This is a genomic window from Acidobacteriota bacterium, from assembly GCA_003225175.1.
In the GTDB taxonomy this organism is placed as follows: Bacteria; Acidobacteriota; Terriglobia; order Terriglobales; family Acidobacteriaceae; genus Gp1-AA112.
Genome location: QIBA01000030.1, coordinates 53811 through 78021 on the forward strand (window position 1 = coordinate 53811; position 24211 = coordinate 78021).

At 55.7% G+C, this 24211-nt stretch carries 22 protein-coding genes; 10 read left to right on the forward strand and 12 right to left on the reverse strand.

From position 1 onward, the window contains the following. Nucleotides 1-2: 2 nt before the first annotated feature. Nucleotides 3-2078, reverse strand: coding sequence for a hypothetical protein (locus DMG62_02525; GenBank protein PYY24461.1), 2076 nt, complete (start codon nt 2076-2078; stop codon nt 3-5). A 68-nt stretch (nt 2079-2146) separates the two neighbouring features. On the opposite strand from DMG62_02525, the gene DMG62_02530 reads away from it, so the two are divergent. From DMG62_02530 to DMG62_02560, 7 genes are all read left to right on the forward strand, one after another. Next, nucleotides 2147-2359, forward strand: coding sequence for a hypothetical protein (locus DMG62_02530; protein ID PYY24462.1), 213 nt, complete (start codon nt 2147-2149; stop codon nt 2357-2359). 85 nt (nt 2360-2444) lie between these two features. Beyond that, nucleotides 2445-3638, forward strand: a complete 1194-nt coding sequence (locus DMG62_02535; GenBank protein PYY24463.1) for a hypothetical protein — start codon at nt 2445-2447, stop codon at nt 3636-3638. Beyond that, the gene (locus tag DMG62_02540; GenBank protein PYY24464.1) at nt 3601-4977 is read left to right on the forward strand and encodes a hypothetical protein; all 1377 of its coding nucleotides are present in this window, start codon (nt 3601-3603) and stop codon (nt 4975-4977) included. Before DMG62_02535 ends, DMG62_02540 begins: the two co-directional genes overlap by 38 nt. After that, on the forward strand, nt 4974-6791 hold the full coding sequence (locus tag DMG62_02545; protein ID PYY24465.1) for a hypothetical protein: 1818 nt from the start codon (nt 4974-4976) through the stop codon (nt 6789-6791). The genes DMG62_02540 and DMG62_02545 overlap by 4 nt, the downstream gene beginning before the upstream one ends. A 2-nt stretch (nt 6792-6793) precedes the next feature. Further along, complete coding sequence (locus tag DMG62_02550; protein ID PYY24466.1) at nt 6794-8164, forward strand: sigma-54-dependent Fis family transcriptional regulator; 1371 nt, start codon at nt 6794-6796, stop codon at nt 8162-8164. Nucleotides 8165-8293: 129 nt separating this feature from the next. Then, nucleotides 8294-9580, forward strand: coding sequence for a hypothetical protein (locus DMG62_02555; protein PYY24467.1), 1287 nt, complete (start codon nt 8294-8296; stop codon nt 9578-9580). Between the two features lie 72 nt (nt 9581-9652). After that, nucleotides 9653-10891 (forward strand): hypothetical protein, encoded by a 1239-nt coding sequence (locus DMG62_02560; GenBank protein PYY24468.1) that lies wholly within the window; start codon nt 9653-9655, stop codon nt 10889-10891. Between the two features lie 29 nt (nt 10892-10920). Here DMG62_02560 and DMG62_02565 read toward each other — a convergent pair whose 3' ends face one another. Together DMG62_02565 and DMG62_02570 are read right to left on the reverse strand one after the other, a co-directional pair. Next, nucleotides 10921-12306, reverse strand: coding sequence for an MATE family efflux transporter (locus DMG62_02565; GenBank protein ID PYY24469.1), 1386 nt, complete (start codon nt 12304-12306; stop codon nt 10921-10923). Between the two features lie 178 nt (nt 12307-12484). Continuing rightward, a complete protein-coding gene (locus DMG62_02570) occupies nt 12485-13198 on the reverse strand; it encodes an iron transporter (GenBank protein ID PYY24470.1) in 714 nt (237 codons plus the stop codon). Nucleotides 13199-13388: 190 nt separating this feature from the next. Here DMG62_02570 and DMG62_02575 point away from each other — a divergent pair, with 190 nt between their 5' ends. Further along, nucleotides 13389-14819, forward strand: a complete 1431-nt coding sequence (locus tag DMG62_02575; protein PYY24471.1) for a DNA recombination protein RmuC — start codon at nt 13389-13391, stop codon at nt 14817-14819. A gap of 86 nt (nt 14820-14905) precedes the next feature. Then, complete coding sequence (locus DMG62_02580) at nt 14906-16633, forward strand: glutamine--tRNA ligase (protein ID PYY24472.1); 1728 nt, start codon at nt 14906-14908, stop codon at nt 16631-16633. A gap of 48 nt (nt 16634-16681) precedes the next feature. Here the strand turns inward: DMG62_02580 and DMG62_02585 are convergent, their stop codons facing one another. Next, a complete protein-coding gene (locus DMG62_02585; GenBank protein ID PYY24473.1) occupies nt 16682-17497 on the reverse strand; it encodes an ABC transporter ATP-binding protein in 816 nt (271 codons plus the stop codon). A 6-nt stretch (nt 17498-17503) separates the two neighbouring features. Between DMG62_02585 and DMG62_02590 the strand changes: the two genes are divergently transcribed. Further along, nucleotides 17504-18097: a hypothetical protein gene (locus DMG62_02590; protein PYY24474.1), complete on the forward strand. Its 594-nt coding sequence runs from the start codon at nt 17504-17506 to the stop codon at nt 18095-18097. Here the strand turns inward: DMG62_02590 and DMG62_02595 are convergent, their stop codons facing one another. The 8 genes from DMG62_02595 to rsfS all read right to left on the reverse strand — a co-directional run bounded on the left by DMG62_02595 (nt 18098) and on the right by rsfS (nt 24171). Next, on the reverse strand, nt 18098-18979 hold the full coding sequence (locus DMG62_02595) for a 1-acyl-sn-glycerol-3-phosphate acyltransferase (protein PYY24475.1): 882 nt from the start codon (nt 18977-18979) through the stop codon (nt 18098-18100). Nucleotides 18980-19054: 75 nt separating this feature from the next. Next, nucleotides 19055-20434: a bifunctional folylpolyglutamate synthase/dihydrofolate synthase gene (locus tag DMG62_02600; GenBank protein PYY24476.1), complete on the reverse strand. Its 1380-nt coding sequence runs from the start codon at nt 20432-20434 to the stop codon at nt 19055-19057. Nucleotides 20435-20799: 365 nt separating this feature from the next. Next, on the reverse strand, nt 20800-21000 hold the full coding sequence (locus DMG62_02605) for a hypothetical protein (GenBank protein PYY24477.1): 201 nt from the start codon (nt 20998-21000) through the stop codon (nt 20800-20802). A 45-nt stretch (nt 21001-21045) separates the two neighbouring features. Further along, nucleotides 21046-21894 carry an acetyl-CoA carboxylase carboxyl transferase subunit beta gene (locus DMG62_02610; protein PYY24478.1) on the reverse strand — a complete coding sequence of 283 codons (849 nt, stop codon included), beginning with the start codon at nt 21892-21894 and terminating at the stop codon, nt 21046-21048. Further along, nucleotides 21895-22431: a cob(I)yrinic acid a,c-diamide adenosyltransferase gene (gene cobO / locus DMG62_02615; protein PYY24479.1), complete on the reverse strand. Its 537-nt coding sequence runs from the start codon at nt 22429-22431 to the stop codon at nt 21895-21897. It abuts the gene before it with no gap. Next, on the reverse strand, nt 22428-22913 hold the full coding sequence (locus DMG62_02620; GenBank protein ID PYY24480.1) for an rRNA methyltransferase: 486 nt from the start codon (nt 22911-22913) through the stop codon (nt 22428-22430). The genes cobO and DMG62_02620 overlap by 4 nt, the downstream gene beginning before the upstream one ends. Further along, nucleotides 22910-23683, reverse strand: a complete 774-nt coding sequence (locus tag DMG62_02625; GenBank protein ID PYY24481.1) for an SAM-dependent methyltransferase — start codon at nt 23681-23683, stop codon at nt 22910-22912. Before DMG62_02625 ends, DMG62_02620 begins: the two co-directional genes overlap by 4 nt. Further along, the gene (gene rsfS / locus DMG62_02630) at nt 23683-24171 is read right to left on the reverse strand and encodes a ribosome silencing factor (GenBank protein ID PYY24482.1); all 489 of its coding nucleotides are present in this window, start codon (nt 24169-24171) and stop codon (nt 23683-23685) included. Before rsfS ends, DMG62_02625 begins: the two co-directional genes overlap by 1 nt. Nucleotides 24172-24211 lie beyond the last annotated feature (40 nt).

The following is a 24211-nucleotide window of genomic DNA, read 5'->3' on the forward strand; positions in this document are numbered from 1 at the left end:
CTCTATTTCGGCCTCACCACCACTATTCTCGGATTGAAGCTCACAGAAATCTGATTTGCATCTGTCGGACCACCTGAAGCAGTGAGATCAATGTGATGCACGAACGGACCTGTGCTGCTATTGCCAATTGTTCCCACGTACAGTGAGTGCGCGTCCTGTGTGATTCCGCCTGACAATAGCGCTCCGCCTGGATTGACCAAGGCGATCATGCCAGTGCTACCGTCGGCGAGATGATACAAAGGAATTCCAGGCGCGTCGCTACCGCCGCCGTATCCCGTGAGGAAAGCAATGGAATCGTCGGAAGCCACTGCGATCTTAGCGGGTGTTCCGACGAATGCCGGAAAGGCTGCATTGCGAGCGGTGTTGCTCGTGATGGGCGGGCATCCATTGCTGTTGGTAACCGTGTAGCTAAGGTCCGTCCAACCTCCGGCTCCGGCACCGAGCATGTGAGTGCCATCGGGAGTAGGAGCGAATACATTAACGGCGCTCGCAGTTGCAGGGGCCGGAGAGTCGTTGCAGACTACAAGTCCCAAAATGGAGCTTCCCCCGAAAAATGCGACCGCTCCCTGTGGAGCGAAAGCAACGCCGTCGGCTGCAAAGCTCAGCGTCTTCACGCCTGTTGAAGGAGAGTACTCGTACACGGCAGAGCCGCTCGTTAAATAGGCCTTACTGTTGTCGCTATTGAAGTCGGCGGCGGTTACCCCTGCCAAGTCGAATGTCTGGACTGTTTGTTGTTTCGTATTGAAAACAAACACTTTGCCCGCCGAAGCGTCGGATACGAGAACCGTGAGCCCATCATTCGAAACAGTCAGTACTGTTCCAGTGATCCCGCTCGCAGTACCGGTCACGGTATTGGTGCCGGGATCGAAGATCAACATACCAACCGAACTGCCCAAGTACGCTTTCGTTCCAGCGCGGTCGAAGACCATCGAGTTCGGTGATCCGGGCAAAGTAACCGCGGTTCCCGCTGTATTGGCCGAGACGTCGATCGGGATCAGGGAAGTGTTTGCCGTCGCATCGGGTTTGTCGCTCCCCGTTACGTAGACGGTTGTCGCCGTTGTACCTGTAATCGTTCCAATGACCGGATTGCTATAAATAGCGAGTCCGGCTCCGCTGCCGTTGAAATTTATGTTTGGCCCAGATGCTGGGTTACATCCTGGTGGCACGCACGAGGCGATCAACGTGCTCACGCCTGCTCCCGGCGTTGTAACCGCAGCTGCCGTCGTGATTGAAGCCGCACTTGGTACATAACTGGAATAAGTGAGTGCAGCATTGGCGATCGGCTGTCCAAGGATATCGGTTACATCGGCTGCGAGCGTCTGGGCGGTGCCTGTTGCCACATTGAAAGAAGTATCGGTCACACCCGCGACGTGTAGCGAGATTGTTTTCGGTGGACACGAGACCACGACGGCCGGAGTCCCCGTAGTGTTTGCCACTGAGGCCACAACCGTCGTCGCTCCGGGTTGCTGGGACTTGACCACGCCATTCGAATCGACCGTGGCAACGGTGGTCGAACCAGTGCTCCACGTGAGTGGCCCGACGTTGGCGGTGATGTCGACGGGGCTCCCCTGCTGATTGCTAAAAACCTTTGCTGTGAACGGCTCAGTCAAGTTCTGCGAGAGACAAACTGGCGGATTCGGCGGCCCCGTCACCGTTATCTTATCCACGTGCGCGTGCACGTAAACCGGAACCGTTGCTGTGAGACCTCCGGAAGTAACGGTGACATTAATGGTCTTGTCCGGCAACAAATTACCGCTGCTGTCTTTCGTCTGGCAGACGATGTTGTTAGCGTCGAATACGCCTGCGCAGACCATGCCGGCGGAGGTCACCGTCACTGAGCTCGGATCAGCCGACGTGTAGGTCACGGTCGGCGTCGGTGTAATCGGGTCTCCACTGGAATTTGCCACGGAGACGCTGATGCCCGCGACATCCCCATGCGTGAGAGAGAGGCTCGTGGGATTTGCGGTAATCGTTGTAGGAGTGTTCGTTGTGTTCGCTTTACTGCCACCGCCACAAGCTGCCAGTACCGCGGTAGCTCCACAAATCAGGAGCAACCGGGTCACCAGATAAAGACGCATGTACCCTCCCCGCTGCCTCGATCAGCCAAACTTTCACGCGTGTCGAGGGATAAAAATCAGCGGAAACAATGAAAATACTGAAAATGAATGAACTATACAGTTTAGAGTTGCTACGCCTGCTGGAGCAAGCGAACGGGGTGAGCATGGGCGGCGGGCAAGGGCGTGAATCGTACAGCGATGAAGAAGGACCGACTGCCCCCTCGCGGCGCGTGTTTTCCAGTTCGCCGAAAAGCGGAAGAGAGCCTTCCGAACATCAATCCCTGCGAAGCTTCGCTGCATGAACGTAACCCCGCGGTAGGACGCACGTCGTCCTTTGCATGATCGAAACACCTGCTCGAGTATTGCATGCTACACTCCGCCTATCCCATGTTGAAACTGATTGCCGGCTGGGTGTTGGCATTGAATATTGGGCTATTCGCCCCTTTGCCCGCTGCGAGTCAGGACTTCGTCTTCGGTGCCAATCAGCTTTCCGCTCAGATCAGCCAGGTAGTAGCACCGACCTCTGCTTCTGTCACTGTTGCTAACCGCTCTCCACTCGATGACGCAACCGTCGCGTCCATTCAGGCGGGCCTTGTACAGGCATTACAGTCCCGTGGATGGAGACTCGGAAAACCGGAAGCAAGCGAAGCCGCGATCGCAATCACTTTGGGCGCGAATTTTCGAAATTATGTCTGGACGGCGGAAATCGCTAAAGGGGCTTCCCACGAGATTCGAATTCTTGAGCTAGCGAAGAGCTCCGCTGGACGTCCACCAGCAAACGACCCCATCGCGATTTCACGTTACCTGTTAATCAGCTCGGATCTTCCCCTGCTGGATGTCACTCTTCCAGAAGGAAAGATCGGGGAAGGCGCGCATCTATTGGCGCTAAGTTCGAGGGCCGTACAGCTGTTTCAACTCCAGTCAGCACAGTGGCGCCTTCTGCAAACACAATCACTGGGACAGACACCGTTGGCAAGCCGGGATCCACGCGGGCGAATTGCACCCGGGCAAATCGGCAGCTTCGACGCGTATCTTCCCGGACTTCATTGCACAGGTAACTCGAGCAGCACTCTTACAATCGGATGTCGCGCCAGCGACGATCCTTGGCCGCTCACAGGCGATCGCCAATCGCTCGCGTTTTATGCCCCGAATCGAAACTACTTCAACGGAGTGCTCTCCTCTCCGAATGGACAGAGCGGCACGGTCAATGCATTTTTCTCAGCCGCAGTCTTGAGCGATCGAGTTATCTTCACCAACTTGGATGGACACGCATCCATGGTGCAGGGAGGGCGCTCGACACCAATAGCTGACAGATGGGGAAGCGACATCGCCGGAATTCAAAGCTCATGCCGTGCTGACCTCGTTCTGGCCACCGGAGCGGGCGATTTCCAGCAATTCGATTCCTTATCGGCTTACCAAGTATTGAACTCGCAATTCAGACCGGTATCAGACTCGATGCAATTTCCCGGACCAGTAGTGAGTTTGAAAACTTCCGCGGATCATCAACAGGCAATCGCGATCGTCGCCACTCCATCCGGACGTTATGAAGCGTACCTTCTTACTGCTCACTGCGGCACTTAGTCTCGCCGCAACCGCCTGGCCCGCCATACGTCCGCATTTCGGCGGTACCCTGCGTGTCCAAATGCGCGGAGCGATCAGCTCCTTCGACATCACTGATGATCCGAATGCTGCGCGCGCATTGCTTCGCGATATCGTTCTTAGCAACGTCTGTGACCGGCTGGTGACGCTGAATGGGAACGGAGAGCCGCAGCCATCGTTAGCCACATCGTGGCGCTCCGAGCGCGAGGGCCGTTCCTGGTACTTCATACTCCGCGACGTGCCATTGCACAACGGCAACACGCTGACCGCACAGACAGCGGTTACAGCGCTGTCGGCGCAGAATCCGGAGTGGCATGCGCGCGCTAATGGGAATGAGCTGCTGATTCAATCGGACACGCCTCTTGCCGGCATTCTCTATCAGCTGACAGAGGCGCACAACTCCGTTTGCGTGGCGGGTGACAATGGACGGTGGATCGGGAGTGGCCCATTCCAGATCAGTGACTTCCAACCTGGACAGCAAATTGAGTTGCACGCCTTTGATGAAGCATGGCAAGGGCGCCCATTCCTGGATCGCATCCGGATTCAAATGGGCAGATCATTCACAGATCAAGCAGCGGACCTGCAGACTCAGCGCGCGGATATCATCGAGAGCGATCCAACCCAGCCCCGGACGGCTGCTGGGAATTCAAGCCTCACTGATCCGATTGAACTCCTCGCGCTGGCCTTCACTCCAAATCATCCGGCGGTTGCGGATCCTGGTGTGCGTGAAGGGTTGGCGCGCTCGCTCGACCGTAATTCGATCTACTCCGTGTTGCTGCGCAGGCAAGGTCAGCCTAATGCAGCGGTATTGCCAGCGTGGATGTCCGGCTACGATCATCTCTTCAAGGCAGTACAAGATATCTCCGCCGCGCGGCAACTGCGAAATCCGCTTGGCGCGCTCATGCCGCTTTCGCTCGTCTTCGATGCCAACGACGACTTGGCCAAGCTGGTCGCTGAACGCGTTGCCGTAAATGCGCAGGCAGCGGGAATCACAGTTCAGCCGCGCCCTGACACACCATCGTTCCGAGGATTCAATGCCGATGTGAGACTCGTGCGCCTTCGTCTGGAATCGCCTGAAGCCGGAGCCGCTCTTACCAGAATCGGAACCATTCTGAACCTCCCGAAGCTGCAGAAAGCCGAGACGACCACGACTCTTGAGGCAATGTATGCAATTGAAAGCGATGCGCTGAAGGATTATTCGTTGGTTCCAATCGCCCACATTCCAGAAGCGTACAGCCGCGCGCCGATTGTTCATGATTGGTTCGTGACGCGCTGGGGAGATATCCGTCTCGCCGATTTGTGGGTTGAGAGTGCGAAATGAGCTTGCGCATGCGGCTGCTACTGATCTTCGGCGGCATCGTCGTTATCACGGTCGCATTGGTTTCGTACGCGGTCGCAGTAGGGGCACGAAGATCATTCGAAACAGCCGACAATCAGCGGAGCACGGCAGTGACGCAACAATTCCAGCGGGAGTTTGAATTACAAGGGCAGGCTCTTGCCTTGCGAGCCGCAGCCATCGCGCGTTCACAGCCGTTGCGGAGCATGGCCCTCGCGCTGAGTGCACCCGGCGGAGACCCTGCGCCTTATGTGAATCTTGCGCCCTCGCTCGCGGCCGAGCAACAGCTCGATTTCCTGGAAGTTCTTTCGCAGGACGGAACCGTTATTTCCTCTGCGCAATGGCTTGCGCGCTTTGGCATCCGCTTGGCTTGGATAGATGAAGTTCCAGATTGGAACCTTCAGCCTGTCTTTTTACAAAATGAGGAAACTCCTCAAGGAAGAGAACTCGCCCTTATATCAGTCCGAGCGCTCGCCCCTGCGGACCGACGCTTTCTTATAGTGGCCGGCCAGAAGATCGACTCCAGCTTCCTGAGAAGTCTTGCACTGCCAGAGGGCACGCGGGTTTTGTTATGGCAGCCGTCGGTCGCAGGCGGAGAGTTGGAAGACGCTTACGGAAAAGTGAGCATGCCTGGGGAATTAAAACCTATCCTCAAGGAATCATTGCAGGAAAGAAAACCTGTAAGGCGGAGCATCCATTTAGACGACGGTGCCGATGGTGTGTACACCGCGCACGCAATTCCGTTTACTGGCCGTGACTCTAAACAACCCATTGCGATTCTGGTCGTCGCCAGCAGTCATCGCGAACTCGGGGATCTACAAAGCCGGATTCGGAATATTGGTCTGTTGGTAGCAGCGGGCGGCATCCTTTTGAGCATCATCGCCAGTGGATGGTCTGCGGCGCGCATCAGCCAGCCCATCGAAGAGCTTTCGTCGGCTGCGCAGGATGTGGCGGGGGGTAATTGGGAGCGTAAGGTCCATGCAAATTCGGCGAATAATAAGGGCGAAGTCGCGCAGCTCATTGCATCGTTCAATAAGATGACCGATGAGTTGCTTCGGCAACGTGATCGAGCTCTGCAAGCCGAACGCGTGGCAGCCTGGCGCGAACTTGCGCGCCGCCTTGCGCATGAACTTAAAAACCCGATGTTTCCCCTTCAGATTACGATTGAGAATCTGATGAAAGCGCGGCAGCAGAACTCGCCCGAATTCGATGAAATATTCGCGGAGAGCACAGCTACCTTGCTGGCAGAACTGAGTAATTTGAAGAAGATCGTCGGACGCTTCAGCGATTTTTCTAAGATGCCTGTACCCCAGCTGCAGCGCGTCAACATCGACCAAATCCTGGAGGAGATCGCGAAACTATTTGCACCACAACTCGCCTCGACGGCGAAGCCGATCAAGATGGAAACCAGGCTTACCTCGGAGGACCCAAATGTCGCTGCCGACCCGGAGCTTCTGCGACGCGCTTTTGAGAATCTGGTCTTGAACGCTATCGACGCAATGCCTGATGGCGGAACCCTGCGCATCACTACGCTGGGCTCCGCCGAGAATATGACGGTCGAAGTCTCTGATAGCGGTGCAGGATTTGACGAAGAAGAAGCCAGCCGTCTGTTCACCCCTTATTACACGACAAAGCAGCATGGCACCGGACTGGGACTTGCAATTGTGCAATCGGTAATCAGCGACCACGGAGCGAGAATCTCCGTCTCCAGCCGTCCGGGACTTGGAACGACATTCCGCATGGAATTTCAGCGCAAGCCAGCAACGCAGACCAACGATGCGGCCATGGGAAAGGCATAAGCGTGACCAAGGCGCACTTGCTCATTATCGATGACGAGCCAAATACTCTGGCATCGCTCTCGCGTGCCTTCCGCCTTGCCGGGCACGAGGCGGCGGTCTGCGATCAACCCGCGCGAGCTCTCGAACTGGTCAAGAGCCAAACCTTTGATCTCATTCTGTCCGATGTCGTGATGCCCGGGAAAGACGGCATAGCGCTGCTGGAGGAGATCAAGACGCTGGGCGTCACCACGCCGGTAGTCATGATGTCCGGGCAGGCGCACGTGCAGATGGCAGTGCGCGCAACCAAGGTGGGCGCAATCGATTTTCTGGAGAAGCCTATCTCCACAGACAAGCTCCTGCTGACGCTCGACAATGCCATGAGGCTCACGCGTCTCGAGCGGGAGAACCGCGAGCTCCGCGGAACGCTGGGCAAGCATGAACTGGTATGGCGTGGAGAGGTGATGTCGCGCCTCATGGCACAGATTGAACGCGTGGCGGCCAGCGAGACGCGCGTTTGCATCTTGGGAGAGACGGGAACCGGCAAAGAGCTGGTGGCGCGCACGCTCCATCAGAAGAGTCCGCGCGCTGGACAGCCGTTTGTTACGCTCAATTGCGCCGCAGTCCCCGCCGAATTAATCGAGAGTGAACTCTTTGGACATGAAAAGGGGGCGTTCACCGGAGCCGCAGCACGTCATCTTGGGAAATTCGAGCAGGCAAACGGGGGCACACTCTTTCTCGATGAGATCGGCGACATGCCTCTGGCAATGCAGGCGAAGCTTCTGCGCGGTCTCGAAGAAGGAGAGGTAGAGCGAATCGGCGGCAGTGGCACGGTTAAGGTGGACGTGCGAGTAATCGTCGCGACTCATCGCGACTTGACCGAGCAGGTACGCGAAGGCAAGTTCCGCCAAGATTTATTTCATCGCATCTATGTTTTCCCGATCACCCTGCCGCCATTGCGCGAACGGCGTGACGACATTCCCGTTCTGATCGAACATTTTCAAAAACAGATCGCTCGCCAGAACAATTGGAAAGCTACCGAATTTACCGCCGATGCTATCGCTGAGTTGCAAAAATACTCATGGCCCGGAAATGTCCGCGAGCTGCGCAACATGATTGAACGCCTACTTTTGCTGGCGACGAACAACGTCGTGGATCAATCGATCGTGCGAGTGGCATTGCCGTCCAACTCGAGTATGCCTGCCGCTTCCATTCCCGATGGTCAGGGAACCTTGGCACAGCGCATGGATCAGGTCGAGAGAAAGATCATCCTGGCAGAACTGGATCGTCAGCAACATCACATCACCAACACATCCAAAGCACTTGGCGTGGAGCGCAGTCATCTTTATAAGAAGTGTCAGCAATTGGGAATTGATCTAGTAAAAAAGGCGCGCTAGAGACGCAGCATGCTGCGCCTTTACCATAAGGCATGTAATCATCCACATGAGGACCAGATTGAACCAAACCAGCAACTAACCAGTAATCACAATTTCATGAGCCGCCCTAAGTCCGGTGCTATGTTGTAGTTGCTCTGTGCGACATCCGTTACTTCGTCTGTGGTGGATCAAAATTCGAAATTCTTCCGCCTCTTTGCCGTCCTGAGGACGATCGCCGAGGTGGGGCCTGTGGCAACGGCCGACCACGAATTCTCGGATGCCGCCCGGCAGATTCTCGAGCGCATCCTGGGTGCTTTTGAGGCTGATCAAGGCGCACTCCTGCTTCTAGATAGCGCCGCTTCCAAGCTTACCTGTGTAGCTTCGACTGGATTCCCTGGCCTAACCGCTCATTGTGTGCTCCCCCTGGTCGGTGTTTCGCAGCATCATTGGAATCAGACGCGAGCACCGCGCCTTACGAACCGGCAGCAGGATATACAAGAGCTTTTTGGCTCTTCGCAAACTCCTTTCCTCAACGCGATCAAATGCTTCGCGCCGCTGCGCGTGAATACCGGCCCGATTGGCGCTTTGGTGCTCGGTGGGCGGCAGGGTCAAGAAACCTATGGGATCGTCGATCTCGAAGCACTGGAGATGCTGTCGTCGCACGTGGCACTGGTACTGCACAATCACTCATTGGCGGAATCGCTGCGTCATCAGATCGCTGACAATCTGCGGCTCCTCAGCTCACTTCATCATTCCTATGACGATGCGCTTGAGGCGTTCGCAACGACCATTGACTCGAAAGATACTTATCTGCGCGGACATTCGGTGCACGTAGCGCGCTTTTCCGCCGGCATCGCAACCACTCTAGGCATGAGTGAAGAAGAAGTCGCAGGAATTCGCGCGGCTGCGCACCTGCACGATATCGGCAAGGTAACTGTAGATAAGCAGTTTTTCGCTAAGGCCTCCACCCTGCGTCCGGAAGAGTTTCGCGCCATCGCGGACCATACCGTAATGGGCCACCAGATCGTCTCCTCGGCCCGCTTTCCCTGGCCGCAGGTGCCTGAGGTAGTCCGCTGGCACCACGAACGTGCCGACGGCTCCGGATATCCCGACCGCCTGCATAACGACGAGCTTCCGCTTTCGGTACGTATCGTTGCGGTAGGCGATACGTTTGACGCCATGACGAGCGATCGTCCCTATCGTCAGTCGAATTCTGTAATGAGTGTTTGTCATGAACTGGTAAGGCTGTCGCCTTCGAAGTTCGATTCGAGCGTGGTCCAGGCTCTATTAGTGCATTTGCGGCGCGATTTGGAAAACAAGAGCGCCACGCGATTGCTGCCGCAGCAGAAGACGACGCAGATCACCGTCGCGGACATCGATAGGCTTTCTTGCGACCTAGTAGGACGGCTTACTGGGCACCGAGTGTATTCCGCGTGAAAATCTGCATTTCCTGTTTTCAGCGATTGAGTTTGAGAAGAAAGATCGACCGCGAATCGGGGAACTCGCACCTTGTACTCAATTGAAGAGATTTGCGATGCGATGATCACTGCAGGATCAGCCGCTGCTCTTTGCCGTACCGAGCAGGACTTTCTCCTCTGCGCCTTACAGACAGCCGGAGAATTGCTCGAAGTAAGTTGCGTCGTCTTCTATCCCGCAGCTGGACCTCCATGCGGACATATCGGTACGTTGCGCGTAAACGAGCGCGCCGGCAGTGACCTTGAGACTCCCGAACACCTGCCTGCGTCATTTAGTGATTACCTGCGCCGGCAACCGCGCCGCATTATCGTCTCCGGCGACTGGGATTCGCTGAGAACGCTTCTACCCTCATTCGATTTTTCCTGCTGCGCCTCGCTCTGGATTTCGCTCGGTAACGAAGATCAAGTCTTTGGCACGCTGGCGTTATTCGATCACGAATCGCGCCGCTTCGACCGCACTCAGCAGAAGATCTCTGAACTTATTGCGCACCTAATCCGCTTGGGTCTGGAATCTCAAGCAGGCCGACAGACACTGCAAAGCAGTGAAGCCTCCAACTATCAGGAATTTGCAAATCTCGTCGGCGGCGTGGCACGTGATCTCATTAATCCGCTCACCGCGATCTTCGGCTACATTGAGCTGCTGAAAGCGGAAACTGTGGAACCGCGCTCCGCGCATCTAGTCACGCGCATGGAAGAGCAGATCGAGAAAGCTCGAAAAGTGATCGCGGCCTTCTCGAGCGGCTCGGAGATAAAGAAGCTGCGTGGAGGAGAAGGTGTGAGCGTCCCACGAGCGGAGCTGGAGCGGCCGGTTACGCCGATAAAGTCGAAACCGGAGACCGATACATCAGCCTGGCAATCGATTCCACCTGAGGATAATGCAGGTACGCGCATACTCCTCGTTCAGCGCAGTGAAGCGGTACTCGAGTTCCAAAGGTCAGTTCTCAGTGCTCTCGGCGCAGAGGTGATCCCCGCCCTTTCAGCCAACGATGCCCTTGATCATCTTCGCACTTCGAAGATGGATGCCATCATCCTCGACGATGAACTTGAAGAACCTCTTTCCAGCAAGCGCCTCGTCTGGTGGGTACGTGAAAATCGGCCCGAGCTCGCCGAGCGAATGCTGCTCACAGTTTCGCGAAGGCCAAGCCGCGAAACGCGCGAGATCCTCGAAATCGCGATGCTCCCACACGTAACCAAGCCGCTCGAAGTCCTGGAACTTTATTCGCGCGCCCAGCAGGTATTGCAAGCGGGAAAGAACCCGCATCTGCTCCAATAGGAGCAGCCACACTGCCCTTAAGTGGAAGCTCAGGCAAGTGACGCTACTCTCGCTCCGGAATGCGCCACGAGCCCTAGGACCTTCTGCCTCCAGATAAACACTAACAAAGTACCGATGATCGCCAGCGACACGGCCAGGCCGACCCAGACCCCAACGGCACCAAATCCAAGTACGAATCCCAGGTAATATGCAAGCGGCAAACCGATCACCCAATATGCGATGAACGAACTGAACATCGGAATGCGTGTCTCGCCCGCTCCGCGAAGCGCGCCCGTAGCAACGGTCTGTAATCCGTCGAACAACTGAAAGGCGGCTGCGACTAAGAGGAGCATCACACCAATGCGCATAACTTGCGGGTCAGGCGTGAAAGCACGCACGATCAACCGCGGGGCGAAGACGAGCACGAGCGCTGCGACGGTCATGAATCCCGCTCCCATCGAGAGCGCTGCCCACCCTGCACGTCCGGCGGCTACGGGATCGCGACGTCCAAGGGCTTGCCCCACCCGCACGGCTGCGGCTGAACAGATTCCCAGCGGTACCATGTAAGTGAGACTGGCGCAGTTCAGCGCAATCTGATGCGCAGCAACCGAGGCGGCATCGAGCCGCGCGATTAGCGCGGTCGCCGCAGTAAAGACGCCGATCTCGAAGAACATCTGCACAGCCATCGGCAATCCGATCCGTACCAGCTCACGAATTCGTACGAAATCGGGACGCAGGGGACGATCCAGCAGCGGCAGCTTATGCCTGCGGTGCTGCCAGACTACAACGGCGAACAACACCGTGGCCATATAGGTACGCGAAATACAAGTGGACCATCCTGAGCCCGCGACGCCAAACACAGGCGAACCAAGATGTCCGTAGATCAAAATCCAGTCTCCAATAAGGTTCACAACATTGGCGGAAATGAGGGCGAACGTCACCGGCTTCACCAGATCCACAGCCTGGAGATAGCGGCGGAAGGCGAAGTACAGCAGCATGGGCAGAGTGCTCCAGTTCATCGCCCGCAAGAAGGGCAACGCCTGCGCAAGCACTTCCGGATTCACTCCTATTTCGGGAAGCATGCGCCCGATAAACCACACCATCAACATGCAAGCGGGTGCTAACGGCGCCACGATGTACATCGCGTTGAGCAGGGAGTGATTTGCATCAGCGAGGTTTCCCGCTCCGAAGGACTGCGAGACTTTTGTATCCAGCGAAAAAAGAATGCTTCCGCCAAACATGGCGGCCATGTAAAAGATCACTCCGCCGAGACTGACACCGCCAATCGCTTGAGCGCTGTGGGGCATGTGACCCACCATCATGGTGTCCACAAGACCCATCGCCATCCATCCGATCTCTGCCAGAACCAGCGGCCACGCCAGCGCGAAAACGCTTCGCGCCTCCGACTTCACGTCCTGGACAAATCGCCTAACCATGATTGCCTATCCGAACTGACCAGCACTGAAATCCACGCACATCTAAACAAAAAAAATCGGACGTGCGTATGCCGATCGCGTTGACTTGTAGATGAGAACCACTCAAGCCCTGAACCGGGCGCGAAGCAATCGAGCTGGGATGGAATTTCAGTACATCGGAATTTCGCTTGCTGCTCTCCTACTCTACTGAAAATAGTCGCGCCAGTCCAAATGCCGCAGCTGCCGCGAGACTGCCGGTGAGTGTAGTTTGTATCGCACTTCGCAGCGGCGATATCCCGGCAACTCGTCCCTTAATGAAGCCAAAGACCGCGAGCGCCACGATCGTAATGAGAACCGACCATGTCAATGCAGAATACACATCATGCAGAAGGATATAAGGAGCAAGTGGGATCAGTCCTCCTACGATGTATGACACTGCGATCGTCGCAGCACTGTTCCTCGCCCGCTGCGGCTCCGGTTTTTCCAAACCAAGCTCAAAGCGCATCATGAAATCCACCCACGCTTGCGGCTTGCGTTTTAGGGCATTCAGAACAGGCGTACTCTCCTCCTGGCTTACACCGTAGGTACTAAAAATTTCGTAAATTTCGCGCTCTTCGTCCTGAACGCGCTCCACGATCTCTCGCTCCTCTCGCTGGCGCTCGCTTTCGTAGTGACTCGCGTCGCCTTTAGCCGCCAGATATCCTCCCAGTCCCATTGCAATAGAACCAGCCGCAATCTCGGCCGATCCCGCAAGGACGATGAGTCGTGTCACGCTCACGGCACCAGTCAATCCCGCCGCCAGTGCGAATGGTACGGTTAAACCATCCGCCATGCCGATGACGATATCCCTTACCAGATTTCCCGAAGCGAAATGCCGCTCTACGTGCCGAACATCCGCATGTTCATGAGCCATATCAAAGAAGACTAGCCGAATCCGTTCACTCTGCCGAGTAGGTAAACTTGGCTGAGCTTTCGAAAGGTGATTCTCGTGAATCGGTAATGGGCGTGCCGTGTTCTTGCTGATGCGCCGCGAAATTTCTTTTGCAACATCGCCATGCTTTCGTGGTACTTTCGTCTAAACTTCGCCTTGGAGTGAGCGCGGCATGGGACTGCTTCTCATCAACGTTTTTGGGTTAGCCGTCGGTATTGCGTGTACTTACCTGCTGTTGCAAGGTCGGATGGCAGTGTCATTGGAGCGTGTTCGCAATTTTGAGCGCTACCTGGAACAGGCTAATTGCGAATTGCAACGGCTCGGGGCTGAAGTGGTGGCAAAAAGCTCGGCGCTGCTCGAGATCTCCAATCAGCTGTCGGCAACACGGGCGGAACTGGCAGCCGAGCGCCAGGCTGCAATAGATAAGCTTGCTCTCGTACAGCAGAGCGAGCAGCGTTTGTCGGAATCCTTTGATTTGCTCGCTGCGAAAGCGCTAAGAGAAAATACTGCCGAATTTCTCAAGCTGGCGAAGAACCAGTTCGAACACGAACAGAGGATGGCTTCCGGCGATCTGGGCATGAAGAAGGATGCCATTCAAGCTCTCCTCGAAACCGCCAGTTCTTCGCTCAAAGCGCTTGACGAGCAGATTCGCTCCAGCGATGTGGAACACAAGCAAGCGGAAGCCGCTCTGGGTCAGCAGATCACCTCTCTTGTAGATCTCCAGCATCGCCTCTCAGATGAAACGCGCCGTCTCTCGCGCGCGCTGGAACGCCCGACGGTACGTGGCAATTGGGGCGAGGTGCAGCTGCGGCGTGTGGTCGAATTTGCCGGCATGATCGAGCACTGCCACTTCGAGTCGCAAAAGACATTCTCGGACGAAGACGGCAATCGCCTTCGTCCCGATCTAGTCGTGCACATGCCCAACGGCCGTATGATCGCAGTCGACGCGAAAGTCTCGCTGGAGGCATTCACCAAGGCCACCAATGCCGATCAGGAGGAGGAAGTGCGCGCCCATCTGGAACAGCATGCGGCGCAAGTTCGCAAGCATGTCGACGATCTTGCCTCAAAAGCCTATTGGCAGCAGTTTCCCAACTCGCCCGATTTCGTCGTTGCCTTTATGCCCAGCGAGGCGCTCTTAAGCGCTGCGCTGCAGGCGGATTCCACACTTCTCGATGATGCTGCGCAGAGCAAAGTGCTGCTTGCCACCCCGCTCACACTGATCGCGTTGTTGAAAGCTGTGCATTGCGGCTGGCGGGAAGACAGACTGGCTAAAAATGCGGAAGAGATTAGTGCCATTGGGCGCCTGCTCTACTCTCGCCTAGTCACCTTGGGAACTCACCTCTCCAAGCTGGGAGACAACATCGACCGCACCGTCGCTACTTACAATCAGGTCATCGGCTCGATCGAAAGAAGCGCCTTCCCCGCCGCTCGAAAGTTCGAGCAGCTTGGCGCATCTTCGGCCGATATCTTGCCGGAGTTGGAATTTGTAGAACATCTCACACGTCCGCTGCAGTCACCAGAGTGGAAGCAGTCCGACGCTAACGATGCTGCACGCGATTTCAATAACCTGGCTCTTGCCGAAGGCAGCGGAAAACCGTCGTAACGCTCAAATCCGGCTAGCTGCGGCATAATGAATGAATGTAGGACCGTTGGTATCCGTGATACGCGGTCGGTATCCTGCATTGAAGAATGAACCCTCCGAATCCAGCCACGGAAGCCGCGGCTGCAACACCTGCCGCTCCAGCTCCTCAGTCGAACTTTATTCGGGACATCATTGTCCACGATCTCGAGACCAACAAGTTCGGAGGCAGAGTTCAGACACGTTTTCCTCCCGAACCTAACGGATATCTGCATCTGGGCCACGCAAAAGCGATCTGTCTCAACTTCGGCCTAGCGGCCGAGTTTGGCGGGAAGACGAATCTCCGCTTTGACGACACTAATCCTGAGAAGGAAGAACAGGAGTACGTAGACTCCATCATTCGCGATGTCCGCTGGATCGGCTTTGATTGGGGAGATCGGATGTTCTATGCCTCCGACTACTTCGATCAGCTCTATGCATGGGCGGTCAAACTGATTAAGGCAGGGAAGGCCTACGTTGATGACCTAAGCCCCGAAGAGATCCGTAAAACTCGAGGAACTTTAACCGAGTCCGGTCAGAACAGTCCATTTCGGAATCGCTCTGTTGAGGAAAGCCTCGATCTCTTTGAGCGCATGCGGAAGGGAGAGTTCCCGAGTGGATCACGCACGCTACGTGCGAAGATCGACATGGCTTCCCCCAACCTGAACATGCGCGATCCGGTGATGTATCGCATTCTGCACGCTGAGCATCACCGTACCCGGAACAAGTGGTGCATCTATCCTCTCTATGATTTCGCTCACGGCCAGTCTGATTCGTTGGAGAAGGTCACGCATTCGATTTGCACGCTGGAATTCGAGGATCATCGCCCACTGTACAACTGGTTCATCGAGCAGCTCGGCATTTTCCCCTCGCAACAGATCGAATTTGATCGTCTAAACCTGACCTATACCGTCCTCAGCAAGCGCAAGCTCCTGCAGCTGGTAAACGAAGGAATTGTCCGCGGATGGGACGATCCGCGCATGCCTACGCTCTCCGGCGTCCGTCGACGCGGCTACACACCGGAAGCGTTGAGAAACTTCTGTAACTCGATCGGCGTGTCAAAGACGAACGGAATCATTGAGCTGGCGATGCTCGAGCATTTTTTGCGCGAGGATCTCAACAAACGTGTGCCTCGCGTAATGGCCGTGCTCCGTCCGCTGAAGGTAGTCATCGACAACTATCCCGAAGGCCAAGTCGAGGAGATGGATGCGATCAACAATCCCGAGGACGCAACCGTCGGTACTCGCAAAGTCCCCTTCTCTCAGGTGCTCTATATCGAACGCGACGATTTCCGCGAAAATCCGCCAAAGCAGTTCTATCGTCTCTCACTGGGACGCGAAGTGCGATTGCGCTACGGCTATTTCGTTACGTGCACGAAGGTAGTGAAAGACACAAGCGGCGAAGTGATCGAAGTTCATTGCAAACATGATCCCGCGACTCGCGGCGGCAATGCCCCCGATGGACGCAAAGTGAAGTCGACGATTCACTGGGTATCGGCAACGCACGCCCTGAACGCCGAGGTGCGGGTCTACGACAATCTGTTTCTGAAAGAAGATCCCAACGAATTCGAAGAAGGTAAGGACTGGATATCGAACCTCAATCCGAATTCGCTCGAAGTGATCCGCAATGCCAAGCTCGAGCCTTCGCTTGCCAATGCAGGCTCTGGCTCGCGATATCAATTTGAACGACTCGGATACTTCTGCGTCGATCCCGACTCAAGGCCCGATGCTCTGGTCTTCAATCGTACTGTCGCCCTAAAGGACACATGGGCGAAGGTGGAAAAGCGAAGCCAGAGGTAAGTTTCGTTAACCGAACTCGTTTTCAGCTATTGCGGATAGAATTGGAGTTTAAAAGACCGCAACTTCAGGAGTGGCGGCGAGCAAAGCCTTTGTGTATTCGTGCTGTGGCGAGGACGTAACCCGCACCGCATCGCCAATTTCCACGATCTCGCCTTTGCGCATCACCGCGATTCGAGTTGAGAGATAGCGCACAATCGGCATGGAATGTGAGATGAAAAGATATGTCAGTCCGAACTCACGTTGCAGCTTGGCTAGAAGATTGACGATTTGCGCTCCCACACTCACATCGAGCGCGGAGACGGGCTCGTCGAGAACAAGGAAACGCGGTTTAAGCGCCAACGCACGCGCAATGCCGATGCGCTGACGCTGTCCTCCCGAGAACTCGTGTGGATAACGATTCAGCGTGCTTGGCTCCAGTCCCACCGCGCTTAGTAGCTCAGCAGCTCGATGGCGATGATCTCCGGTTTCCCTCCCGTTATCACCGGCGTTGGAATGAATAATCCAGGGCTCCCGCACCATGTCGAATACTCGCATTCTCGGGTTAAGCGATGCGAATGGATCTTGAAAGACGATTTGCATATCGCGTCGCAAGCGGCGCAACTCCGCTCCAGACGCACCCAAAACATCACGCCGATTGAAGTAGACACTTCCGGACGTCGGCTCGATGAGCCGCAGCAGCATTCGCCCGAGCGTCGTCTTGCCGCACCCGGACTCTCCCACCAGGCCCAAAGTCTCACCTGCAAAGATGTCGAATGAGACGCCATTCACAGCCCGGGTTTCCTCAGCGCTGGAGCGTGAGAGTAGGCCGCCGGCTCGGGTGTAGGTCTTTGTGAGTTGCCGGATTTCGACGAGCACCCTTGTCATGCAGCGATGCTAGCAAATGAGTGCCCCTCACTGCGCACAACTCATGCTGGCGGTACAATCCACGTTATGGGCGGCTCTACCACTCCCGTGCCCTCCTTTGGCGCGCCTCCAGGCAGCGAAGAACAATCACGTCCACCGCTGGTTCCAATCGCGATCGGCGCGGTAGCAGTCCTCGTAGCTATAGGTCTGTTTATCGTTTTCGGGCGCAACAGAACCAGCGACACCGCGAGTCCCACGGCAGCCGATCCATATGCTTCAAATTTGGCGATTACCGATGTGGCCATGAGCACGGCTGCGAACTTTGCCGGGCAGCAAGTGACCTACATTGAAGGCAAGATCAAAAATAGCGGGAGCAAGACGGTCGACAATGCTCTGTTGCAGATCGTTTTTAAGGATTCATTGGCACAAATCGTTCAACGCGAGCAGCAACGTCTCATGGTAATCACTACCCGCGAACCCTACATCGACACAGCACCGCTCAGCAGTGCGCCACTGCGTCCCGGGCAATTGAAAGAGTTCCGCCAGACGTTCGAACACGTAAGCGGAGAGTGGAATATGCAGCTCCCGGAAATCACAGTTGTAAAAACCTCTGCCGAATAGCTACACACGGACACGCGGATCCGGCACGTGGGCATTCGCGTAATACATGTCTTCAATAGCTCGCTGTGTTACCGCAGCGAGTTCTCCCATGTCACGAGTCATGTAATTTGCCGGAGAGATCGGCTCCCCGATCAGCAGCTGCAATTCGTGCGGCTGAATGTGAAACGTGTTCATGGGCAGAGCTTCAAACGTGCCGACAATAGCCATCGGGACGACCGGCACCTGCGCTTTGACCGATGCGTAGAAAGCTCCGCTCATGAAGGGCATGATATGACCGTCCGCCGCTCGTCCGCCTTCGGGAAAGATCACCAGCGGCATTCCCGACTTCAATCCCTCAATCGCTTTCCCCAAGCTACGAATCGAGGTGCGCGCGTTGCTGTGATCCACCGGATACTGCCCTGAGCGTTTCAAGTATCCGCCTACAAATGGATATCGAAACAGGTGCTGTTTAGCCAGAATGCGGAACTGAAATGGAAGATTGGCGAATAGCACGGGAATATCCAGCGCCGAAATATGGTTCGCCGCATATACAGCGGGGCACGAAGTATCCACGCGCTCAAGGCCTACGACGCGCACTGGGCACATCGTCGTACGGAGAATCCATTCCGACCACTTACGCGCAATCACATGCTGTTTAGCGCCGCCTCGGTCCACGAATGACGTCGCAAATGCCGCGCTTCCCAGCAGAGCTGTGTAAGAGAAGATCAGCGGATCGAGCACGAAGTACGAGCGCAATCGGCTAAGCCAATGGGAGAGCCCATCCTGCCTAACAATAGAATCACCCTGTTCTTCGACCTCAACCAAGCTGGAGCGATTTTCCACGTAGACATTGTAAAAGGACTGCCGCGGGTCCTCGCGCGGGTCTTGGCTGGAATCACGCAAAGCTGACTTGATCTCCAGCTGTCGTCGAGAATGAGCGAAGTCGGATTTCCTAATTACAAACTTCGCGCAAGAGCATCAGAAACCCGCGCGAGGATGCACGTCAGTCCCTGTAGAGTGTTTGAGTAATTCCGACGCTGCTCCCACGAGGTACACCGAACCAGTAATCACAATGGGCCGATTTCGCCCACGTGCAAGCTCAATCGCCTGCTGCAACGATTCAGCAGCAGTGATCGGAGTCCCCACGTGAGAGGTGAGGTTGCAAATGTCTCCCGCTGAAGCTGCGCGCGGGCTGTTGACTCTGGTGGCAATTACCCCTTCGCCTAATGGGAACAAAATCTCGGCGATTTCAGCGATAGCTTTATCCCGCATCGTCCCAAAAATAAATGTGAGCGGAGTTCCTTGATAGCGCGAAGTTAGTGCCGAACGCAGCGCCCACGCTCCGTCGGGATTGTGAGCGACATCAAGCACAATCTCAGTCGGGCCGGGAACCACCTGGAATCTTCCTGGCCAGCGCGTGCTCGCGATACCACTTGCGATCTGCTGCGCGGAAATGTCGTATGCGAAGCGTTGTTTCAGCTCGACGGCGGAAGCGATCGCCAGGGCAGCGTTTCTCAGTTGATGTCGCCCCGCAAGCGGCGAATCGATGATCACGTGCTTGCCGAAGATATCGAGCGGATAACGATTGTGCGGCGAATCTCCCGACTCAGCCTCGAAGGGCTCCGCTGCGGGCGTAATCGGCGGCATATAGGCGCTCGCGTTCACAGCCTGCACGTCAAGCCCACGCACTGCTTCGCCGAGCGCGTCGTTTACCTCAGGATGCTGCGGCAGAGTCACGAGCAGCCCCTTGGGACGGATAATTCCCGCCTTTTCGCGCGCAATCTCAGTCAGCGTGTTGCCCAGCCACGTGGTGTGATCAAGTGAGATGTCGGTAATGATCGAGATCAGCGGATCAGCTACGTTGGTTGCATCGAGCCGCCCACCAATACCTACCTCCAGGACGGCGATGTCGACTGCCGCACTCGCAAAATAATCAAATGCCATGGCGGTGAGCGTCTCAAAAAAACTGGGATGCTGTTCCAGCTTGCCCACCTGCATCAACCCCTGCGAAACCGCTTCGATCCGCCCATGCATCTCGGCAAATTCCGCATCGCTAATGGGCTCGCCTTCGATCGCTATGCGCTCATTCACGCGCACCAGATGCGGAGAGGTGTAGAGTCCCGGGCGGTATCCTGCTTGGCGAATAATGCTGGCGAGCATCGCCGAGGTCGATCCTTTGCCGTTTGTTCCCGCGATGATAATGCTGGGGAACCGCCGCTCTGGATGCCCAAGCGCTTCGGTAAGCACTCGCATGTGCTCCAAATCGAACTTTCGCCGCGGCTTCTGGTCGTGCTGCGTCCAAAGCTCGGGAGCAAGCGAGAGCAGACTCTCGACTGCAGATTGGTAAGAGGTGGCCAAGGCTACTTGTCTATTTTAGAGGGTACTAAGGATTTCCATCCGCAAAGTAAGGACCGACAACCCGCGTAACTTCTCTTGTTTTAGGAGAGCCGACTCGCAACTGAAGCCAGAGCGAGCGCATCTGTCAGGCACACCACGCCCGGAAAGCATAACCTTTCCATGCGCGACGGCGAGCTTGCTCATAATGCCGCAATCATATCCAACAAACGTGGCAATTCGGGCAGCTCACGCTGAACGACCGCTTCCCGAAACGGGAGCTGAAGCTTGTCGCTATTCGGCTTATGCCGACTCTGGAGCAAAGGGCGGAAAAGAGAAAGGCGTGGGCAAAGGGAGCGGGACAGGCTTAGTCCGAAGATCAGCAGTTCTCATTCGGGGTCTGGCTCTGCTTGAAACAAGCCTTTTCTCAGTCGTTGCGTGTCAATGCAAACGTGGACTTCAAATTGGTGTGAGACCGAACCGAGATCATCGGAGGTCACTTCACTGAATACCTGTCCACACTGAGAGCAGTGGCCTCTCACGATCTTATCTTCGAGCGTAGCATCGGTGATCAGGAAGCCTTTCGGCATATTCGGATTATAGGCAGGGCTGGTTATGAAAACGCGAATATTTCTTCAGTTCATGTGTCCCATGAAGGACAATGCGCGCGACAAATATGGTTTCAAGTCCTTGCGGTGGACTACCGCGTCGAGCATTCCGTGCTCCAGCAGGAATTCGCTGCGTTGAAATCCTTCGGGCAACTTCTGGCGGATAGTCTGCTCGATTACTCGTGGCCCTGCGAAGCCGATGAGGGCTCCCGGCTCTGCGACGTTCAAGTCTCCTAGCATTGCGTAGGATGCCGTTACTCCTCCGGTCGTCGGATCGGTGAGCACTGAAATGTAGGGCAGGCCGGCATCGTCGAGCTTGGCTAGGGCGGCCGAGATCTTCGCCATTTGCATGAGCGAGCCAACTCCCTCCATCATGCGTGCGCCACCCGATGCTGAAATCACGATGAGAGGTTTTCGCTTTTCAATGGCGCGCTCGATTGCCCGGGTAATGGCTTCGCCGACAACTGCTCCCATGCTTCCACCAATGAAGCGGTACTCCATCGCGCTGGCGATTACCGGTTTGCCCTCAAGCGTGCCTTCGGCGTTGATGATTGCATCTGAAATCTCGGTTTCTTTCTGCGCTTTCGCAAGCCGATCTTTGTAAGCCTTGGTGTCGACGAATTTGAGAGGATCGGTGGAGCTGAGGTTCGTCTCTGTTTCTTCCCACTCGCTGTTATCGAGCAGTGTTGCCAAGCGCGTGCGCGCATCAAGCCGGAAATGATACTGGCACTTTGGGCAGACGTTCAGGTTAGCGTCCAGGTCCTTCTTCCAGATGATCTGCCGGCATCCCTCGCACTTCTCCCACAGGCCTTCGGTGCGGACGCGCTTTTCGCCCGATGGGTCAAGTTCTGAACTTTCCCGCCTAAACCATGTCATCTAGTATTCAATTCCCCTTTGCGCGAGAATACCAGCTTCGTATGCGTGCTTTACCTGGCGCATCTCGGTGACCGTATCGGCAACCTCAACGATTTTCGGATGCGCGTTGCGCCCGGTCAAGATTACATGAACCATTTCAGGTTTCTGCTTTAGCATCTCAACGACCTTCTCGGGATCCAGCATGCCATAGCTGATGGCGTAGTTAATTTCGTCGAGGATTACCAGATCCCAATTACCTGAAAGGATCTCCTTGCGGCTCTCTTCCCACGCTTCTTCCACCATGCGGATATCTTCGGGATCAGTCTCGGCCCCGCCGACTTTCACGAATCCACGCCCAAGCTGCTTCATGATGAAGTTGTTCCCAAAGGCCTTCACGGCGTCGAGTTCACCGTAATGCCATGATCCTTTCAGGAACTGCAGCATGAGAATCTTCATCCCATTGCCGACAGCACGAAGCGCCGTACCGATGGCGGCGGTCGTCTTTCCCTTTCCGGAACCAGTGTTGACGATGATGAGACCGCGGCGGACGTCATTCATTTAGGAGATATGAGTCCTCGTGAAATGGACGAATGCCCACAGTGGTATGGATGCTTCCGGATAATTGTAAATGCCCGGTAGATTTGCTCCAGCAAGACAACGCGTGCGAGTTCGTGGGGAAGTGTCATTTTGCCGAATGAGAGAATCCGACTCGCAGCCCGGCGGGCTGCATCGCTGAATCCATCGGCTGGGCCGATCGCGAAGATCAATTGCTGTACATCGGCGGAGTGCTGGGATTCGATGAAGTCGGCGAATTGTTCCGAAGTGATATCCTTACCGCGATTATCAAGCAGTACCAGCAGAGGCTTTGTACGACCAGCGGATTGTTCGAGCAGCTTGAGTAGAGAGCTTTCGTTGTGCAAGTCTGAAGCTTCGATCGATTGATACTTGGAAATGCGGCTCGCATACTCCCGAGTGAGAGCATCGTAAGCCGGTTCTTTGCTGCGTGACTTCGGCGCGATCCACAGGACGCGCAGCTTCATTTCAGCTGTCCAAAATAGATGTTGGTGTCGTACTCAAATGCCACGACAGCGCTTTGTTCGTGCTTGCGGAAGATTCTTTCCAGCTCAGCCAGCATGACAGCGTAATTAGGATGATCGGATTTCGGAGCGTATGAGGCCGAGAGCACCCGCCCTTTGAGGGCTTCGAAGTCAAAGAATTGCGAACTGTCGAGGCAGACCTTCTCGAAGCGGCCAGAGAAGAAGTCAGAGATCACCTCAACGGCATTCCGTCCCTGCGTCTTTACTTGAGCATAGTCTGTTCCGAATTGAAGAAGGAGCTGTTCATAGTCGCGTTGAAAGGGACTCGACTCGAAGCGTCGATCGTTCCAAAGCAGCACGACCCAACCGCCGGGCTGGAGAACTCTCACAAACTCGACTTTTGCGCGCGGCCAATCAAACCAGTGGAATGACTGTGCTGCCGTAACGAATGAAACAGAGCTACTGGCCAGATGTGTGTCTTCGGCTGAGCCGTCAATACTGTGATACTGGCGGTGATGTCCGAGAAGCTGTTGGCCGGCATTGCGCATTTCCGCGTTCGGTTCCACGGCGAAGATTTCATTCCCATTCTCGAGGAATAGCCGAGCGAGGTTGCCTGGCCCGGAACCGATATCGGCTATGACCGAATTGGAACTTAGTCCACAGCTCTCCTTAAGCACACGAAGTACTTCGGGAGGATATCCTGGCCGGTACTTAATGTAGTCACCCACGCGATCGGAGAAGCGTGTGAGTGCGTTGGCTGGCTTCGGCTTCATCAAGACGACTTGCGACGATGTGCCGTAACTCTGGCCGACTTTGGAGCGCCGGCGCCGTGGGTCCGGGATCCGACTTTTGCCGGAGCCTTCGTTCGACTGAACTTAGCAGAGCGCGGAGTGGCAGCGGGCTTCTTCAAATCGGCGATTGTTACTTTGCGCGCCGACTTCCAGAGCCGCTCCAAATCGTAGAACTTGCGCGAAGCCTCCGAAAAAATGTGGACAACAAAATCCAGATAGTCGATCAGGATCCAGTCGGCCTGGTTGTAGCCTTCCACCTGATTAGCAGGCACGCCAGACTTCTTGAGGCGCAGCTCCACTTCATCTGCGATCGCTTGAATTTGCCGTGGATTCCTTCCCGTGCAAATGAGGAAGTAGTCGGTGAATGCCGATGAATTTTTGTCCATTTCGAGGATGCTGATGTCCTCCCCTTTTTTCTCTTCGCAAGCCTGAACGGCAGACACTACCTGGCTTCGGATCTGGGCATTCATTCCTGTGGTTGGATTCTTCTCCGTTGTCGAGGTTTTCCTG

Coding starts and splice junctions, on each gene's coding strand:
- DMG62_02525 (PYY24461.1), bottom strand. CDS start 2,078: ATGCGTCTTTATCTGGTGACCCGGTTGCTCCTGATTTGTGGAGCTACC.
- DMG62_02530 (PYY24462.1), top strand. CDS start 2,147: ATGAAAATACTGAAAATGAATGAACTATACAGTTTAGAGTTGCTACGC.
- DMG62_02535 (PYY24463.1), top strand. CDS start 2,445: ATGTTGAAACTGATTGCCGGCTGGGTGTTGGCATTGAATATTGGGCTA.
- DMG62_02540 (PYY24464.1), top strand. CDS start 3,601: ATGAAGCGTACCTTCTTACTGCTCACTGCGGCACTTAGTCTCGCCGCA.
- DMG62_02545 (PYY24465.1), top strand. CDS start 4,974: ATGAGCTTGCGCATGCGGCTGCTACTGATCTTCGGCGGCATCGTCGTT.
- DMG62_02565 (PYY24469.1), bottom strand. CDS start 12,306: ATGGTTAGGCGATTTGTCCAGGACGTGAAGTCGGAGGCGCGAAGCGTT.
- DMG62_02570 (PYY24470.1), bottom strand. CDS start 13,198: ATGGCTCATGAACATGCGGATGTTCGGCACGTAGAGCGGCATTTCGCT.
- DMG62_02575 (PYY24471.1), top strand. CDS start 13,389: ATGGGACTGCTTCTCATCAACGTTTTTGGGTTAGCCGTCGGTATTGCG.
- DMG62_02580 (PYY24472.1), top strand. CDS start 14,906: ATGAACCCTCCGAATCCAGCCACGGAAGCCGCGGCTGCAACACCTGCC.
- DMG62_02585 (PYY24473.1), bottom strand. CDS start 17,497: ATGACAAGGGTGCTCGTCGAAATCCGGCAACTCACAAAGACCTACACC.
- DMG62_02590 (PYY24474.1), top strand. CDS start 17,504: ATGCTAGCAAATGAGTGCCCCTCACTGCGCACAACTCATGCTGGCGGT.
- DMG62_02605 (PYY24477.1), bottom strand. CDS start 21,000: ATGCCGAAAGGCTTCCTGATCACCGATGCTACGCTCGAAGATAAGATC.
- DMG62_02610 (PYY24478.1), bottom strand. CDS start 21,894: ATGACATGGTTTAGGCGGGAAAGTTCAGAACTTGACCCATCGGGCGAA.
- cobO (PYY24479.1), bottom strand. CDS start 22,431: ATGAATGACGTCCGCCGCGGTCTCATCATCGTCAACACTGGTTCCGGA.
- DMG62_02620 (PYY24480.1), bottom strand. CDS start 22,913: ATGAAGCTGCGCGTCCTGTGGATCGCGCCGAAGTCACGCAGCAAAGAA.
- DMG62_02625 (PYY24481.1), bottom strand. CDS start 23,683: ATGAAGCCGAAGCCAGCCAACGCACTCACACGCTTCTCCGATCGCGTG.
- rsfS (PYY24482.1), bottom strand. CDS start 24,171: ATGAATGCCCAGATCCGAAGCCAGGTAGTGTCTGCCGTTCAGGCTTGC.